A 17,530-nucleotide genomic window follows, 5' to 3' on the forward strand; every position below is an offset into this window, starting at 1 on the left:
ATTTAGGTCTTAGACATCTGAAAGAAAAATATCCATCAAGCTAAAACCATAGCTCAATGGATATTTATTCTGCTTTTTATTTGCTTACTTTTCCATAAGACATCTTCACCTTCAATCATCCCAAACAAAATCCATAACCATGGGTAGTAAAAATTAGCAATTATTTGATAATGAAAAGTAACCATAAAAAAAGAAAATAACATACAATATTTAAAATTATCCTTTATTTTAAATATTTTTATAAAAAATATTAATACAAATAGGTAAAAAGATATTAATCCAAAAATTCCGCTATATAACCATAAATCTATAAACATATTTAGAGTACTATCAAAACCAACATAATTTGATAACATCATAGGTCCAATTCCCCAAATAAGATTATTACTCATGACGTAATAACCCTTATTCATTTTCATTTTTCTCTCAATTGAACTTCCTGCATTGTCTGTCATAGATATTTTATCCATCATTCCATTAATAGTTAACTTTAAGTCTCCACTATTACTTATTAGAGTTAAAGTACTTATAACTAATACTACTGATAAACATACAATCAAATACTTTTTCACTGAATTTTTCCCTTTCATTAAGTAAATCAATAAAGCAAAAATTGATCCAACACTGATTATAACAAAATTTATTGATGAATTTATAAACACCAGGCTAGCTAATACTAAAATTAAAAATATTACTTTTTTTATATTTGACTTATTTAAATATAAATAGTAAATATTAAATGGAAGTATAAACTCAAAAAATAAAGCAGTATGCCCAGATTCAGTGCAAAATCCTCTTGCTCTATAGTATTTGTCTATAAATGTTGCATCATATTGTTTGTCCATAATTCTAGGCAAATCAAAAAACAAGCCAGGGAAAAAATTTCTTGTAGTAAATTCATAAATAATATATATACTTAATACTATTGTTGAAAAATACATTATTCTCAAAATAAGCTGCTTGTTATAAATATAGTTAGCAGAAACCACTTTTAAAAATACTAGACATAATATAGCAAAACTCAGAAGATATAAAATTGATCTTTTGTTTATGGCACCATTAATTATCATAGTCAGCATCATGGCAATTATAAATAAGAGAAAAAATATATCATGCAAATAAAATTTAATTTTATTTATGCATAACATTAAACATATAACGCCTATAAATAATGGTAATGAAATTTTTTCAGTTATTTCAAAAGCATTAGTTACTGGTAAAGTAAATATTAGTAAAGCAAATATTATTTTTTTTAAATTCATATTATTCACCTAAACTCTTTATAAATTTAATATACTTATTAACAGAAATTGTTGATTTTCTCTCATAACAAAAAAATTCATTTAATAATTTTTTCTATTCTTTCATGACCTTTCTGGAATACTTCAGGAGCCTTACATGATGTTTTCCTTAATCTTGCTATTTTAAAAGTACTTACAATATCATCTACCTCGTCTATCTTCATAAAATAAATTATAGCAAAATATACTAAAGCACCTGTTCCAATTGAAACTATAAGTGATAAATTGCCACTTATACTATTAAGTAATAATTTATAGATAAACTTAACTATCATACCCATAACCAATGAAGCACATAAGATTTTACCCAGTGAAACAATTATTTCTTTAATACCAAATGGACCCACTTTTTTTCTGAAACTAATAAATAATAATAACATACAGCATATAGCTGAAATACTATTAGCAAGTGCAAGACCACCTATTCCTAAAAACTTAGATAAAGTAATACTCAATATGATATTTGTAACTAATGCAATAACAGCATTAATCATAGGTGTCCTAGTATCTTGCATGGAATAAAATACTCTAGCTAATATTTCCCTAAGACCAAAGCCGACTATACCTATTGAATAGAAGAACATAGCAGTAGATGTCTTAGATATAGCCTGTGAATCAAATGCCCCCCTGCCAAATACAAGCCTAACTAATGGTTCTGCAAATATCATAATACCTATTGTAATTGGAACTACTAGCAAATTAATACCACTTATAGCTTTAGATACAGATTTTTTAAGTGCAGTTATATTGCTCTCAGCTGCCATATTAGCCATGGTAGGATAAATTACTGTAACCAATGATTGAATCAAAATGTCATTTACAAATTGAATTAACCTATCTCCATAAGAAAGAGCTGAAATACCACCTACTGTTACTAGAGATGCTATAGTTCTATCTACTAACACATTAATTTGATTGACTGAAACACCTATAATTACTGGTATTGATAAATGAATCATTTTTTTTAAATATTCATCTTTCCTATTAAATACAAAAGAATATTTATATCCACATTTTTTCAAAAAAGGGATTAACATCAACACTTGAAAAACTGCTGCTATCACACTACCTATAGGAAGAATTATAATGTTAACTTTATTACTCATAAATATTGATACAATTATAAAAAAGTTAAAAGGGATTCCCATAAGAGCTGGCGCTATAAAAATTTTTTTTATACTCATGTAACTACTAAACACATACGTAAGGCCAGAAAAATATATTCCAACTACGCTAACCTTTGTAAATAGTACAGCCATTTTTAGAGTTTTATCATCAAAACCTGATGCAAATAGCTTCACTAGTGGAGTTGTAAATAATAATACAATAATCATTATCACTGTACATATAATAAAAATAAAATTTATTATATTATTAGTAAATTGATCTGCTAATTCAATTGATTTATCTTTCTTAATGTTACTGTACATAGGTATGTAGCTTGTAGCAATCCCTGTAGCTACAAATGAAAGAATAGTAATTGGTATTGTTTGAGAAATTAAGTACGCATCACTAATATTTGATGCACCATAAACATACGCTAATATTATTTCCCTCAAGAAACCAAGTACTTTAGATAGTGTAGTAAATAACATCAAAACCAATATCATTTTTTTCATTACTAATTTCCTTTTCTACTTTTTAATTTTCTTAAAAATACTATTTTATAGTAATAACTTTTTAATTATTTTAAACTCCACTTTTAAATATTCCAATATAGAAATCCTCTAAAATTTGAGCATTTTTTTGAATATCATACCCTGCTTGTTTTATTTTTACAAAAGTTTTTTGCCTTTGACAAACACTAGGATATTGTAGTATTTTACTTGCCCACTTACTAATATCTGTTGTTAATGAAATGCTTTCAATTAAATCTGTTATGAAAGCTTCCTGTGGTACCTTATCTGAAACAATACACCTTAGTCCTGCAGCTTGAGCTTCTATGGCTACCATACCTAAGCCCTCAAATATTGAAGGAAATACAAATACATCCATAGCCTGAATATAATCATTCACATTTGGCACTACTCCAGTTAATATAACTTTATTCTTTATCCCTAAACTATTTATCTGTTTCTCTATTTGGTATCGCAATTCTCCATCGCCCACAAGCAATAATATACTATCTTCATTTTGTTTTTGAATTTCATAGAAAAGCTCAATCAAAAATTTATGATTTTTGGGATATGTAAATCTCCCAACATGACCTACTACAAGTTTATTCTCAATATTTAAGTCTTTTCTTACTTTATCTCTAACAGCTTCATTAAATACATATCTCTCTGCATCTATAGCGTTTTTAATTACTCTATAATTATCTTGTTTCGTAGCCTTTTCTCCAAATAACCATTTACCAGCTTCATCTGAACAAGCAAATAAATAGTCTGCTATATATCTGATTGGTATCTGCATAGCATTTTTTACAAATTGCTCAATCTTATTTCCCCTTGAAGCAGTACTATGACTGTGTGCAATAGTAATTACTCCCTGTTTTTTAGCTATTTTTAAATATATAGCTGCAGTGCTTCTTATATGACCATGTACTATCCTATACTCTGTATGATTCTTAAAAAAATCATTCCAAACTCTTTTATATTTAAAATGATTTAATCCATTATAGCGTGGAACAGAATAAATTCTGCCACCTAACTTTCTAATTTCATCATCATAATCGCATTTGTCTATGGTGTGCACCATAAAATCAAATTGTATTTTTGATCGATCAATGTTTCGGTATAAATTCATAATCATTATTTCAGCACCACCGCAATTTAAGCCTCCTAGCACATGCAATATTCTAATAGGCTCTGTCATATCATTCTCTTCCTTTTCCTATTAATTTATCTCGTACATATCTAATTGAAAAATAAAATTTTCTCAAAACCTTATCATACATACCAAATTTTCTATCTTTAAAATACAAGTCCTCAAAGCTAATAAACTTATCCTTATTTGTCTTAATAAAATCTTGTAACACATCAAAATCTTTTTTATTCATATCATTGGGATGGTAACAGAATGTTACAATTTTGAATGGTAAATTTCGAACATGACCTGATTGTTGGGGTATAAAATAGAAATCGTCAATTTTATAAACATCGTTAGCTATTGTATCAATTATAATTCTTATACTGCTTTCTGCTTTTAGCGCTTCAAGTGTATTCATGTCAAAGGTATGGGATGGTGCAAAGAATACATTAGCATGAAGTTTATTCTCTGTTAAAACCTTAAGTCCATCTCGTATTTTTTGCTTTTGCTCATCAAGTGGAACCTCTGCAAACTCAGAACGTAAATTTATAGGGTTAATGCCTCCACTCTTAGTTTTATATACATGATTATATCCATGTAAAGCTACAACCCAGTTTTTTGCTTTCCAGGCTTTAGCTTTATCCCAAAAGCCAAAATCCTTTTGATACTTACTTAAAATATCTTTGTCCTGATTATTCGGTATAATGCCAACAATAGGATTGATAGTATATTTATCTAATAAACTTTCAACTCTGCTCCACTTTTCAACATCCATATATTCTGAAGCATCATCTAATCTTAGCAGATACATTAATTACCTCCTACCATTTTCTTTGCCATGACAGCCGCTTTTCCTAAAAAACTTTTACCTTCTATAATGTTATAATGTTGTCTTTCCATACCACCAAAATGTTTTTTGAATTTATCAACTCCATTGAGGCTAACTATACTACTTATTCCTCCCCAATCTAACTGTTGAAACCCTCGATTTTTTAAATACTCAATATCATTCCAGTGTAAATACTTATTAGCTCGTCCTATAAAATTACGATCAGCTCCCTCTGTTCGAAAATTTGAGACTGAATAAAGCAGCCTTGCATTAATTCCATCACAAATAATAATATGTTGTGCATAATCTTCATTACCTTTAAACGCTTTTGTTAATATCACATTTCCATTTTCCATATACTTTTCCATTGCAGCTTGATTATATGTGTTATCTATGCCTTTTAATTTAGTAAAAATTGCATACTGTTTCTTGAAATTATTTAATAAATCTGGCTCATTCATTAAATCATCAGAATTAAATACAACACAATTAGTATCCTCTTTTTTTGCTCGATTTATATGATATCTAAAATTTTTGTTTATTTTTTTAAATATACAATCTAAATCTTCCTCCAAATCTGTTATTAGAGTATATTGCAAATTTACAATAGCATTTTTATAAGCATTATCTCTAACTCCATGAAAGAAAATAAAATCCACTTTATTCTCATTTATATCACCACTTTTACCGTCGCTAAACCAAATAGCATTAATTTTTAAACCTTTCTTCTTATATATTACGTTAACCATATATTAACCTCCAACATTCCTTTATTGTTTTATATTCATCTTCTTAACTCCATATATATATATTGGTGACCATCTCACTATGAAACTCCAATTCAACTCTGCTTCTATCTCTCAGCACTGAGAAACAAAATCAACTATTAAAGTTCTTTATTATAATATCCTTTATACCAATCTACAAACTTTTCCAAACCTTCTTCAATAGGCGTACTTGGTTTAAAATCAAAATCTTTAACTAAATGAGTAACATCAGCATACGTCTTATAAACATCACCTGCTTGCATTGGTAAAAATTCTTTTTTTGCTTCTTTTCCTAAACATTTTTCTAATATCGCAATAAAGTACATGAGTTTTTCAGGTTTATTGTTGCCAATATTATAAATCTTATATTTAACACCATTTTCGTCTTCTTTTGGAGGATTGCAAAGAACATTTTCAATACCTCTTAAAATATCATCTATATAGGTAAAGTCACGATACATATCACCATTATTAAATACTTTTATAGGTTCACCTTTCATAATTTTCTGAGTAAAAGAAAAATATGCCATGTCGGGACGTCCATATGGACCATATACTGTAAAAAACCTCAACCCTGTAGATGGTATTTTATATAAGTGGCTATAAGTATACGCCATTAGCTCATTAGATTTTTTAGTTGCTGCATATAAACTCACTGGATTATCAACCTTGTCCTCTGTGGAAAATGGTACCTTTTTATTTGCTCCATAAACAGAACTGGAAGAAGCATAAACAATATGATCCACATTGCTTTTTTTACATGCCTCAAGAACGTTAAGAAAACCAACCATATTTGACTGCATATATGCATATGGATTCTCAATACTATAACGAACACCAGCTTGTGCCCCTAAATTCACAACAATATTTGGATGATACTTTTTAAATACGTTAATAAGTGACTCTCTATTCACCAAATCATCTTTAATAAATGTATAAGCTGGATACTGTTTTAAAATATCCAACCGGTTATATTTTAAATTTACATCATAATAATCATTAAGATTATCGTAACCTATAATAAACATTCCTTTATCTAATAATGCTTTTGATAGATGAAATCCAATGAATCCTGCTCCACCTGTTATCAAAATAATCTTGGAAGTATCTAACTTTTTATATCCATCAATCATTTTTATCTCCCCTTATATTCCTACACCATAGTAACAGAATCCCTTTTCTTCCATTACATTGCGATTGTAAATATTCCTTAAATCAAAAAAATATCTTCCTTCAGTTATTGAAACAATTCTATCCATATCGAGATTTCTAAACTGATTCCATTCAGTCATAAGAACTATTGCATCTGATTTACTAATTGCTTCATACTCATCTTTACAAAATGTTAAGCTATCAGAAATATCTGTAAACCTTTTACTACCTTCTTTCTCCCCCTCTGGATCAAATACTTTTATCTTAGCTCCTAATTTAACTAATTCAGGTAAGATAACTAAAGATGGTGCATCACGAACATCATCAGTATTAGGCTTAAATGTAATTCCTAGTACTGAAATAATCTTACCTTCTATGCTTCCCATAGAGTTAATTATTTTATCTACCATCTTATGCTTGTGTCTTTCATTAGCAGCGATTGTAGTTTCTATTAAAGAAATAGTTTCACCATATTCTTTTGCAATTTCAGCAAGAGCTTTCGTGTCCTTTGGAAAACAACTGCCTCCATAACCAGGCCCTGGATGAAGGAATTTTGGAGATATTCTACCATCCTTCCCCATAGCTTTTGCTACTTGCTTTACATTAGCACCAACCTTCTCACATAAGTTTGCTATCTCATTAATGTATGCAATCTTCATAGCAAGAAAAGCATTTGAAGCATATTTAATCATTTCAGCAGTTTCAATACTTGTTTCTACAAACGGTGTTTCATTAATATAAAGAACTTGATAAACTTCTTTCATAATGTTTAGAGCTTTATCACTTTCAGTACCAATGACAACACGATCTGGATGAGTGAAATCCTGTACAGCAGAACCTTCACGCAAAAATTCTGGATTAGATACAACATCAAAGGTATAATTCACATTACGTTCATCAAGAATACTTTGTATAATAAACTTAACTTTCTTACCAGTCCCAATAGGTACTGTACACTTATCTACAATAATCTTATACCCATTCATATATGTTGCTATACTCTTAGCTACTTCAAGAACATATTTTAAATCTGCACTACCATCATCCTTAGATGGTGTCCCCACTGCTATGAAAATAACATCACTTTCTTTAATTGCCATTTCAATATCTGTAGAAAAACTTAATCTTTCATACTCTATATTTGATTGCACTATTCTATCAAGACCTGGTTCAAAGATTGGTATAATTCCATCATTTAGTAAGTCTATTTTGTTTTGATCAACATCTACACACATAACTTGATGACCAAAGTCTGATAGTATTGCTCCTGATACTAGTCCAACATAACCCGAACCTACTACTGCTATTCTAGACATTTTGTACTCCTCCTACATATTTATCTAACACATTCTCAACCTCACTCAAATAAGCATCAATTACAACCTGTCTATCGAACTCATTCTCGACTTTTTTTCTACCAGCTAGTCCCATCCTTTTCTTATCCTCATATGGCAGCTCTATGAATTTCTCAACCTTATCTATCAAGTCCTGAGCATTCCTAGTTTGAAACAAATATCCTGTAACATCATTTTCCACTGCATCCTTAGAACCATTAATTGTAGAAGCAATACAAATTCTCCCCATGGCTGCAGCTTCTAATAAAACATTTGGCACTCCTTCACCACCATGAGAAGGGAGTATAATACAATGGCACTTTTGAATCCATGGCTTAATATCCTTCTGAAAGCCTATATATTTCACAATGCCCTGATTATTATATTCATCCACTATATCCTTATATCTCTCCTCTTCAAAAAAACCAGCAATGTAAAAGGTTGTATTAGGATATTTTTCTTTAATTACCTTTGCACATTCAAGATACTGATCTATCCCCTTAAGTTCCATAACTCTTCCAATAAATATGAAATTCACCTTAGTTTCAGATGGCAAATCAGCCACACCATATTGCTGTAAATTAACACCAGATCCCGGAATCATTTCATAGTTTTTACTAACCATCTTATTCTGAACGAAGAAATCCTTATCACCACTATTTTGAAAGAATACCTTATAAGAATTCTTAACAGAAATCTTATATAACATCATCACTATTCTACTAATAACACTCTTTTTCATAAATGTGGCCCCGGTGCCTGTTATATTACTAACCTGAATATTCTTTGTGATATTTGAAGCAATACATCCATATATATTAGGTTTAATTGTATATGAAAAAATAATGTTGGGTTTTAACTCCCTCATAATTTTGATATAATTGCAAATTAACCGCAAATCCCTAAAAGGATTAACTCCCCTACGATCAACCGATGTTTCTATTATTTTGCACCCCATATTACTAAAAAAACTATTTGCATCGTATTTCGGCATTGATATATATACATCGTTACCATGATCTACTAATCTTTTTATCAGTTCTTTTCTAGTGCTATATAATGTTATGAAGTGGTTTGATAAAATTAGTATTTTCTTTGTCATATAGTCTACACTCTCCCCCATCCATTCAAATATTTATTAACCTATTGGACTAAAAATCCCCTATTCTTCATGATTAAGAATATTATTCTCCGTACATTTACATATAGCTACCTCTGATTGAAACCTTTTATAAGTAGGTACTATCTCCTCAAGTTTAGCTATAATTTTTTCTCTATTATCTTCTTCAACTATTTCCTTAAATTCATTAATTTTAACCATTAAAGTATCAAAATCATCAAAAGTAGGTCTGCCAACAAATATTTTATTATGAGATGTTTTATTCAACCCTTCTTCTTCAGTCAAAACTTCCTCATAAAGCTTCTCACCGGGTCTAAGACCTGTAAACTCTATATCAATATCTTTATTGGGAATATAACCTAAAAGCCTTATTAAATCACAGGCTAAATCATATATTTTAACTGGATTTTCCATATCTAAAATAAATATCTCTCCACCTTTAGCATAGACACCTGCTTGAAGAACTAATTGAGCTGCCTCTGGTATAGTCATAAAAAATCTGTTAACATCTTTATGAGTCACTGTAACTGGTCCTCCATTTTTGATCTGTTCCATAAATAATGGCACCACTGAACCATTACTACCTAATACATTACCAAATCTTACTGCAGCGAATTGAGTTTTACTCCTCTTATCCATGGATTGAATAATCATTTCGCATACTCTCTTTGTAGCTCCCATAATATTAGTGGGATTTACTGCTTTATCCGTTGAAATCATAACAAATCTTTTAACTTTATATTTATCAGCACAAAGTGCTACATTTAACGTGCCAAATATATTATTTTTTACAGCCTCACTTGGATTTTCTTCCATCAGTGGTACATGTTTATGAGCCGCTGCATGGAATACAATATCCGGTCTGTATTTATTAAAAGTTAAATCTAGCTTTTTTTTATCCCTAACCGAGGTAATAACATACTTTATATCTCTACATATACAATTTCTTCTAAATTCTTGTTGTAAAACATATGCATTATTTTCATAATTATCAAGTACTATTAATTCTTTTGGATTAAACTTTATAATCTGCCTGCATAATTCAGAACCTATGGAACCACCTCCACCAGTTACCATAATAGTTCTTCCTTTGACATACTCTCTAATTTGTTCCATATCAAGCTTAACAGGCTCTCTTCCCAATAAATCCTCAAAATTAACTTCTCTTAATTTACTTAAAGCAACCTTACCATCTATAATTTCATATATTCCAGGTATTAATTTAACCTTACAACCAGTTTCCTTACATATATCTAAGAGTTCTTTCTTCGTTTTATCATCTATAGCTGCAATAGCTATAAGTATCTCATCAATATCTAACTGATTTGATAATTGAATTATATTATCTCTTGTGCCCATAACTTCTACACCAGCAATACTTGTACCAACTTTATATTTATCATCATCAATAAAAGCTACAGGCAAATAATTCACTTCGTTGCAAAACTTCATTTCATTAACAATCATTGTTCCAGCTTTACCAGCACCAACAACCAATACTCTCTTATGATATGTGCTGCGGGATTTAACCTTTGAGTCTAAATACACCTTAACTATTCTGAAAGACATTCTAAATCCACCAACCAGGAGAATACTAAGCATACCTGACAAAATATCAACACTTAATGGAAGTCTTTCCCCAAAAATAAATCCATAAATGGTTCCTAATAAATTGCCTACAATACACGCATATATAGTAACTAAAAATTCGTCAATACTAGCATAAATCCATAAATTTTTGTAAAGTTTAAATAAATAAAATACTATCAAATAAATAACTGTAATCATTATTGCATCATTCTTAAATCTTGCTAATTCATATGATGGTATATCAAAATTAAACCTAAAACAATATGCTAAAACGTAGGATGAATTTATTAAGAAAGTATCTATTAGCATTAATACACATTTTCTTGAAATCTTTAGCCTCTCCATATTTCGCTCCTTCCAAACCATAAGTAAAAACATTATCAGCTAATACTAGAAATCTGTATAGGATTGTTAAAATTTTATCAACTTGTGTGAAAACACATCCTCACCTAACTAATATTCCCATTATTTTTACTTACAATTTCACATTATCTAACCTTTTTACTTTTTATGCCCAGAATAGTAATATCTAGAATACCTATTCTGCTTAACATCCATCTTATTTATAACTACTCCTAATATCCTTGCATTTACTTTTTCCAAAAGTTCTTTTGCCTTTACAGCTGCAGATTTTTCTACTTGTGATGAAGCAACTACAAGGATACAACCATCTACATAAGTAGAAATTAACTGTGCATCTGTTACAACTATTACAGGTGGAGTATCTATTATTATATAGTCATAAATTTCCTTCAAATCCTCAATGAACTTTTTCATTTTCTTAGATGCAACCAATTCAGATGGATTAGGTGGTTTTGTGCCAGATGTAATTATATCTAAATTAGGTATTTCTGTATTTTGAACCGCTTCTGAAAACTGTATATTATCCACTAAAAAATCTGATAATCCTTTTTCGTTTGACCTGTTAAATAACTTATGAAGCTTTGCCATCCTCTGATCACAGTCTATTAGAATAGTTTTGTATCCATTCTCAGCTATTACTACAGCTAAGTTAGCGCAAATTGTGGATTTGCCTTCTCCTGGACCAGAACTTGTTACAACAATGGTCTTTACTTTGCTATCAAAAGATGAAAATTGAATATTTGTCCTTAACGTTCTATATGATTCTGCAATTAGAGATTTAGGATACTCAATGGTAATTAACTTCTCTTTTTTCATAAATTTCACTCCATTTAAAGATGATTTTTTACAATAAAATCAAAGATAGTTTTTTACTAGAAACTTTACACAGTTTCTGTGCTATATCTTCACTACTTTAATTTAATATTTCATAGCATCTTTAGGTATAATTCCAATGACAGGAAGGCCTAAATATTTAATTACATCCTGTTCCGTTTTTAAAGTATTGTTCATATATTCAAGCAAAAAGGCAAATCCTAATGAAGCTATTAATCCTATAAAAAAGGCTATAACAATATTTAAGATCTTTTTTGGCTTTATAGGTTTTTCTGGCACTTCTACTTCATCAATTACCTGAATATTTTGACCTGGATAAATTTTTTGTGCATGTTCTAAAAATGAATTGTAGACAGCGATTATCATACTATATGCTGTTTGAGGATTTGTATTTTGAGCTTTAAATTCAATAAGTTGAGTATCTGCCATTGGAGTTACAGTTATATCATGTAATATATTCTTAGCAGAAATGCTATTTAGTCTTGTTGAGGCACCTTCTGCTACAGATACTGATTTTCCTATTTCAGCATAAGTCTTTACAAGTTTTTGAAACATCATAACATCATCAAATTCATATTTTGATTTATCATTTGAACCTATACCAGCAGCTTTTCCTACCACAATAGTTGCTTTAGCTTCATACGTAGGTTTTATTACATAATAACTTAAGACTCCGGATACAGCAGTGCTTAGTATAGTTATTAAAAGTATTAACTTTATTCTTTTTCTAATGATGTGTAAAAAATCATGTAAGTCTAACGATATTTCTTCTTCCATATTTGTATCCATTCCTTTCTCTTTCCTTAAGACACAAAATATAATAAAAAAAGTTTTAACCTCTTAGCCCTAAGTAAATTATCCTGTATTCTACTTGTATAAGGATACTACTTAATATAAAAATTTTATTTTTCTTCATTATCTATTAATCCATATTTATGCCAGCAAACTGCTGCTTCTGCTCTGTCTTTAATATTTAACTTATTAAATATATGATTAATATGCTTTTTTACTGTATACTCTGTTATAAGAAATTTCTCAGAAATTTTTCGATTACTCAATCCTTTTGCTACCTCAATTAATATTTCTCTTTCTCTACTTGTTAACACCTCCAGTTTACTTGGCAAATTAGTATCTTTACTTATTATTAAATCAACAAAATAAGAATCAAAATACTTCTTTCCTTCATATACCTGTTGTATTGCATATAATATTTCTTCTTCATTTGATTTACCTAATACGTAACCTTGAACTCCACTCTTCAATGCCTTTACAAAGAATTCCTGGTTACCATAAAAATCTAATATTATTATTTTAATATCTACTCTTGAAGACATTAGTTGATTAATTAAGAGTAGCTCATCTTGGTTATCCTCATTTATATCCATAAGTACAATATCAGCCATGTTACTTTTTATCATAAACATAGACTTCTTTATTGTTTCGCCAATAAACTGTATTGATAAGTTATCGTACTTAGATATGAGTGCTACTATTCCTTCTCTTATAACAGAGTAATTTGATATAACTATAATTTTCATAATACTTCTCAATTCCTTAATCTGTATTAATATAATCTTCCTGAGTATATACTCATTTCAGGGAGGTAACTTGACCAAGTTTTATTACACTCTTATATTACTATTTATTATTAAACCTTCCATCACACCCCAGTTTAATCTTTTATTAATAAGTTGCATACACGGTATAATACACTCCTACTACTAAAGTGGTATAACTTTATAGTAAAAGCAATCATCTTTTAGTAGTATGAAATTCTAATTTTTTTCACTTTATACAGATAAACAAAAATACTAATTCCTTTTCAAAATCTATTTTCCTTAGAAATACACGTATAACGTAAAAGAACTATAATGGATAAACAAGCACTAAATTGTTTATTCACTATAGTTCTCTTTTTTAGCAATTAATTAAAATTTGATACACCATACTATGATGAACACTCCATCATACTAATCTTATACATTTAAGATACATCAGCATCCCTATCAAACATTCCACATTTATTAGCATACAAAGCCAGTTGAGTTCTATCTCTTATATTAAGTTTATCAAATATATGATTATTATGCTTTTTTACTGTATTTTCAGTAATACAAAGCTTTTGCGATATTTGTTGATTACTCATACCCTTTCCTATTTCACATAAAATCTCTTTCTCCCTTGTTGTAAGCTGCTCTATTCTTTCAGGCTCAATACTATTTTCCTTAACCATAGAGTCTATAAAATAAGAATCAAAATATTTTTTTCCTTTGTAAACTTGTTCTAATATATATACAAGTTCCATTTCATCTGACTTTCCTAATACATATCCTTCTACACCACATCTAATAGCTTTTACAAAAACCTTCTTATCCTTATTAAAATCTAATATTATAAATTTGCTTTTAATACCACATTCCTTTAGTTCTCTAATTAATAATAATTCATCTTTATTTTGTTCATGTAGATGAAGTAAAATGATATCAATTTTAGTTGATTTAATTAATGAAATTGATTCATTTACTGTTTTTGCAACAAGCATTATGTCAGCATGATTATATTTTGATATAATTGAATATATACCCTCTCTTATTAAAGTATAACTTGATATAATAATAACTTTCATATGCATCCCCCCCAAGAAGACTTAGTTTTTAATAAGCATTTTTAGATTACTCTTTCCCATGTACCTTCTACTTTTTTACTATGCTTAACAATACTATCACTAATTTCTTATCTTCACTCGCACTATTATTTTAAAAAAATCAAAATAAAATTTATTACAACAGTAACACATCCTTCATACATTTTTTATTATTCTGAATATAATTTTGAAAAAACAATCCAAAACTAGTAAGGCCAATTTATAGAGGGTAAAATTGAATATTATTAATCTCTTATCTTAAATAGTAACTCACTCTATCTCTAAATCTAAACTTTTATAATTTTTTGTAAAAAAAAACTAATTAAACCGTGTAGGCGGTAAAATTAGGTCGGTTGCACCACTGACTCTGTATGCCTTTAGGTACCCAAATATAGAGCATACTTCTTTGTCCCCTTTTCTAAAATTATACTCTAGGTAATTTGATTTTATGACTTTGAATCAATTTAGTGTAATATATTCTACTTACAACCCTAATTGTCAACGCACTTTGTAATCATACACATGTATAATAAATTTTAATATTAGACATTGAAAATTTAAATTTTGTTATAAGATGAAAATTAATATTCATCTTAATAATGTACGATTTAATTATGATGTTGTATATCTATAACAAAAATTAATGCAAAATATTTATAGTTGTAAAAACTCCAACATAATATAGTATTAATTTAATTAATAAACATATATGTTAGAGTTTTGTACAAAAATTCTATTACAGTTATAGAAACTTTAAAGTATTGTCTGTATATATGAATCAAGAACTAACCAATAAAATTTCTATTTAAGTTCTCTACTTTATTTAATAAAACATATTTTTTTAATAATGACCTCCCCTTATCTCATAATTTGCATATACATGCTTTCATAGGCACTACACATAACCTTTGAGCCATAAAAAGTTTCTCCTACTATTCTTGCTTTTTTAGATTTATATTCTAAATTGCATCTTGTATAATATCTAAAACATTCTTTTAATTCATTTATATTGCCAGTGTTAAACTTATCACCTATCATAGCATTTTTACTTAATATTTCTCTATGAAATTCATTATCTGATAAAATTACTGGCAAGCCACAATTTATTGCTTCTAAAACAGATATTGATGGCCCTTGGGATTTAGATGAAGATACAAAAACATCTGCACATTTTAAAAATTCTCTTACGTTACTAACTTTACCTTTTACTACAATACTTTCACTATTATACTTTTTACATTTTTTTAAAAGTGGTCCATCTCCAAGCAAAACTAGAGTAGCAGAGTGTGAAATATTAGCTTTTCGAAATGCATTAATTGTTGTAAGAGGGTCTTTACATTTACACATTGAGCCAACGAAAATGAAAATTCTCTTTTTAACATCTAACCCCAATTTTTCTCTTCGTCTTGATACTTCCAATTTATTCACTGGTGAAAAATATATTTCGTCTACTCCATTTGGTATATTATAAACATTTATGTTATGACATTCCTTTAACTTTTTCTGGATATCGCACGAACATGCAATAGGATAGGTAGTTCTAGATAGATATTTAATATAATTGTTAGTCATGATTTTATCATATAACATAGTGTACTCTTCATAGGGAAAATTATGAATTGTATTGCAATGCTTAAATTTGCTTAAACACTTTACAGCAAGTTTATCAGCATTATATCCTATGGTGTGGATAATATCTGGTTGCAATTCTCCGCAAATTTTGCAAAGAATTCTTTTTCCTTTCAACCATAATTGGATTTTTGATAAGTCTAGAGGATAAATGCTAATTCTTAATCTCTCAAAATCTTCATACATGCTATCCTCAGGTTCCCTTGATAAAGTAATAATTTTAGGTCTAAATTCTTTTCTATTAATGTTACTCAATATATTATATAATTGGTTAGTTAATTCAGATGACCCAAGCGTTGAGACTATATACAAAATCATTTTTGACATACTTTTTATAAGTCTCCTTTATTATCTTGCTAAATACATCTTTTAAACTACATTCAAATAATAATTTCAATAACTATTCTTATTCCAAATCCTCCTAATTATTAATATTATTCACTTTTATCACACCTTATTTAATTTATGTCACACTATAATTTATATTATAGTGTGACATAAACATTCCTAAAAAACTTAATTTAATTGCTAAAGTTAATAATATATTGTAGTCCTTACTATTTCACTTTTCTTTTCACCTATACTACTAAATTTAAACACATCCTGTGATTTTTCATCATTTTTGTTTACTGATAATACATCACCTTCATTTAATTTAAAACTTTTTCCCTTATTTTCATAAACCTCTACTTGTCCATGCACACAATAAAATACCTCTGTTAGCATAGAACAACCTTCATTTTGTAAATTTTCTAGTATTATTTCTCTACTTTCTCCTCTATTAATATCAATGGATTCTAATTTTCCACTGCAGCTCTCAGCCATCATTAAATTGAAATCGGTTACTTTTCCATAACTTTTAGTAGTCCAATCTCCACTAAAGCTATCTTGATCAAATTTTTTTAATACTGTATTATGATGCTTCTCATGATTGAGAGTAAGTTCACCTTCTAAAATCATTATTATCCTAGATATACCTGGTAAATGTGTAAAAGTAGATTCCTCTATTTCAACCTTTGCGGAACTCAAACGCCATTTAAAGTTTCTTTCAGCATATACAGCTTCCTTTGGATAAATTAAAAGCTGAGTTGTTGTACCTCCTGACCATTCACTAGTTTTGTGATTTTGTTTTTTAATAATTTCGTAAGTCATTATTTTATCCCCCTATTTATATACTGCAGACTATGCTGCAAAAATTTATCCTAATTACTATTATCTA

Annotated in this window: 15 protein-coding genes and 1 riboswitch; all 15 genes read right to left on the bottom strand. The window is 28.7% G+C overall.

The window, feature by feature from the left end; genetic code table 11:
* Positions 1-53 precede the first annotated feature (53 nt).
* A complete protein-coding gene (locus HBE96_RS13580) occupies positions 54-1,262 on the bottom strand; it encodes a hypothetical protein (RefSeq protein ID WP_169298274.1) in 1,209 nt (402 codons plus the stop codon).
* Positions 1,263-1,339: 77 nt separating this feature from the next.
* Complete coding sequence (murJ, locus tag HBE96_RS13585; RefSeq protein WP_169298275.1) at positions 1,340-2,920, bottom strand: murein biosynthesis integral membrane protein MurJ; 1,581 nt, start codon at positions 2,918-2,920, stop codon at positions 1,340-1,342.
* 70 nt (positions 2,921-2,990) lie between these two features.
* Positions 2,991-4,115, bottom strand: a complete 1,125-nt coding sequence (locus HBE96_RS13590) for a glycosyltransferase family 1 protein (RefSeq protein WP_169298276.1) — start codon at positions 4,113-4,115, stop codon at positions 2,991-2,993.
* A gap of 1 nt (position 4,116) precedes the next feature.
* The gene (locus tag HBE96_RS13595) at positions 4,117-4,860 is read right to left on the bottom strand and encodes a DUF2334 domain-containing protein (RefSeq protein WP_169298277.1); all 744 of its coding nucleotides are present in this window, start codon (positions 4,858-4,860) and stop codon (positions 4,117-4,119) included.
* The gene (locus HBE96_RS13600) at positions 4,860-5,627 is read right to left on the bottom strand and encodes a hypothetical protein (RefSeq protein WP_169298278.1); all 768 of its coding nucleotides are present in this window, start codon (positions 5,625-5,627) and stop codon (positions 4,860-4,862) included. Before HBE96_RS13600 ends, HBE96_RS13595 begins: the two co-directional genes overlap by 1 nt.
* 137 nt (positions 5,628-5,764) lie before the next feature.
* Positions 5,765-6,778, bottom strand: a complete 1,014-nt coding sequence (locus HBE96_RS13605; protein WP_169298279.1) for an NAD-dependent epimerase/dehydratase family protein — start codon at positions 6,776-6,778, stop codon at positions 5,765-5,767.
* Between the two features lie 12 nt (positions 6,779-6,790).
* On the bottom strand, positions 6,791-8,113 hold the full coding sequence (locus HBE96_RS13610; RefSeq protein WP_169298280.1) for a UDP-glucose dehydrogenase family protein: 1,323 nt from the start codon (positions 8,111-8,113) through the stop codon (positions 6,791-6,793).
* Positions 8,106-9,233: a glycosyltransferase family 4 protein gene (locus tag HBE96_RS13615; protein ID WP_169298281.1), complete on the bottom strand. Its 1,128-nt coding sequence runs from the start codon at positions 9,231-9,233 to the stop codon at positions 8,106-8,108. The genes HBE96_RS13610 and HBE96_RS13615 overlap by 8 nt, the downstream gene beginning before the upstream one ends.
* 60 nt (positions 9,234-9,293) lie before the next feature.
* Positions 9,294-11,186 (bottom strand): polysaccharide biosynthesis protein, encoded by a 1,893-nt coding sequence (locus HBE96_RS13620; protein WP_169298282.1) that lies wholly within the window; start codon positions 11,184-11,186, stop codon positions 9,294-9,296.
* Positions 11,187-11,342: 156 nt separating this feature from the next.
* Entirely contained in the window at positions 11,343-12,020 is a 678-nt protein-coding gene (locus tag HBE96_RS13625; RefSeq protein ID WP_169298283.1) for a CpsD/CapB family tyrosine-protein kinase, read from the bottom strand.
* A 102-nt stretch (positions 12,021-12,122) separates the two neighbouring features.
* Positions 12,123-12,827, bottom strand: a complete 705-nt coding sequence (locus HBE96_RS13630) for a YveK family protein (RefSeq protein WP_243186935.1) — start codon at positions 12,825-12,827, stop codon at positions 12,123-12,125.
* Positions 12,828-12,940: 113 nt separating this feature from the next.
* Complete coding sequence (locus HBE96_RS13635; protein WP_169298284.1) at positions 12,941-13,576, bottom strand: LuxR C-terminal-related transcriptional regulator; 636 nt, start codon at positions 13,574-13,576, stop codon at positions 12,941-12,943.
* Between the two features lie 446 nt (positions 13,577-14,022).
* Positions 14,023-14,664, bottom strand: coding sequence for a LuxR C-terminal-related transcriptional regulator (locus tag HBE96_RS13640; RefSeq protein ID WP_169298285.1), 642 nt, complete (start codon positions 14,662-14,664; stop codon positions 14,023-14,025).
* Positions 14,665-15,020: 356 nt separating this feature from the next.
* A riboswitch (cyclic di-GMP riboswitch) is annotated at positions 15,021-15,105 on the bottom strand.
* Positions 15,106-15,540: 435 nt separating this feature from the next.
* Complete coding sequence (locus tag HBE96_RS13645; RefSeq protein WP_169298286.1) at positions 15,541-16,638, bottom strand: glycosyltransferase; 1,098 nt, start codon at positions 16,636-16,638, stop codon at positions 15,541-15,543.
* A gap of 207 nt (positions 16,639-16,845) precedes the next feature.
* A complete protein-coding gene (locus HBE96_RS13650; protein WP_169298287.1) occupies positions 16,846-17,463 on the bottom strand; it encodes a HutD/Ves family protein in 618 nt (205 codons plus the stop codon).
* Between the last annotated feature and the right edge of the window lie 67 nt (positions 17,464-17,530).

Origin of the sequence: Clostridium muellerianum, assembly GCF_012926525.1 — a bacterium.
Taxonomy (GTDB): Bacteria; Bacillota; Clostridia; order Clostridiales; family Clostridiaceae; genus Clostridium_AM; species Clostridium_AM muellerianum.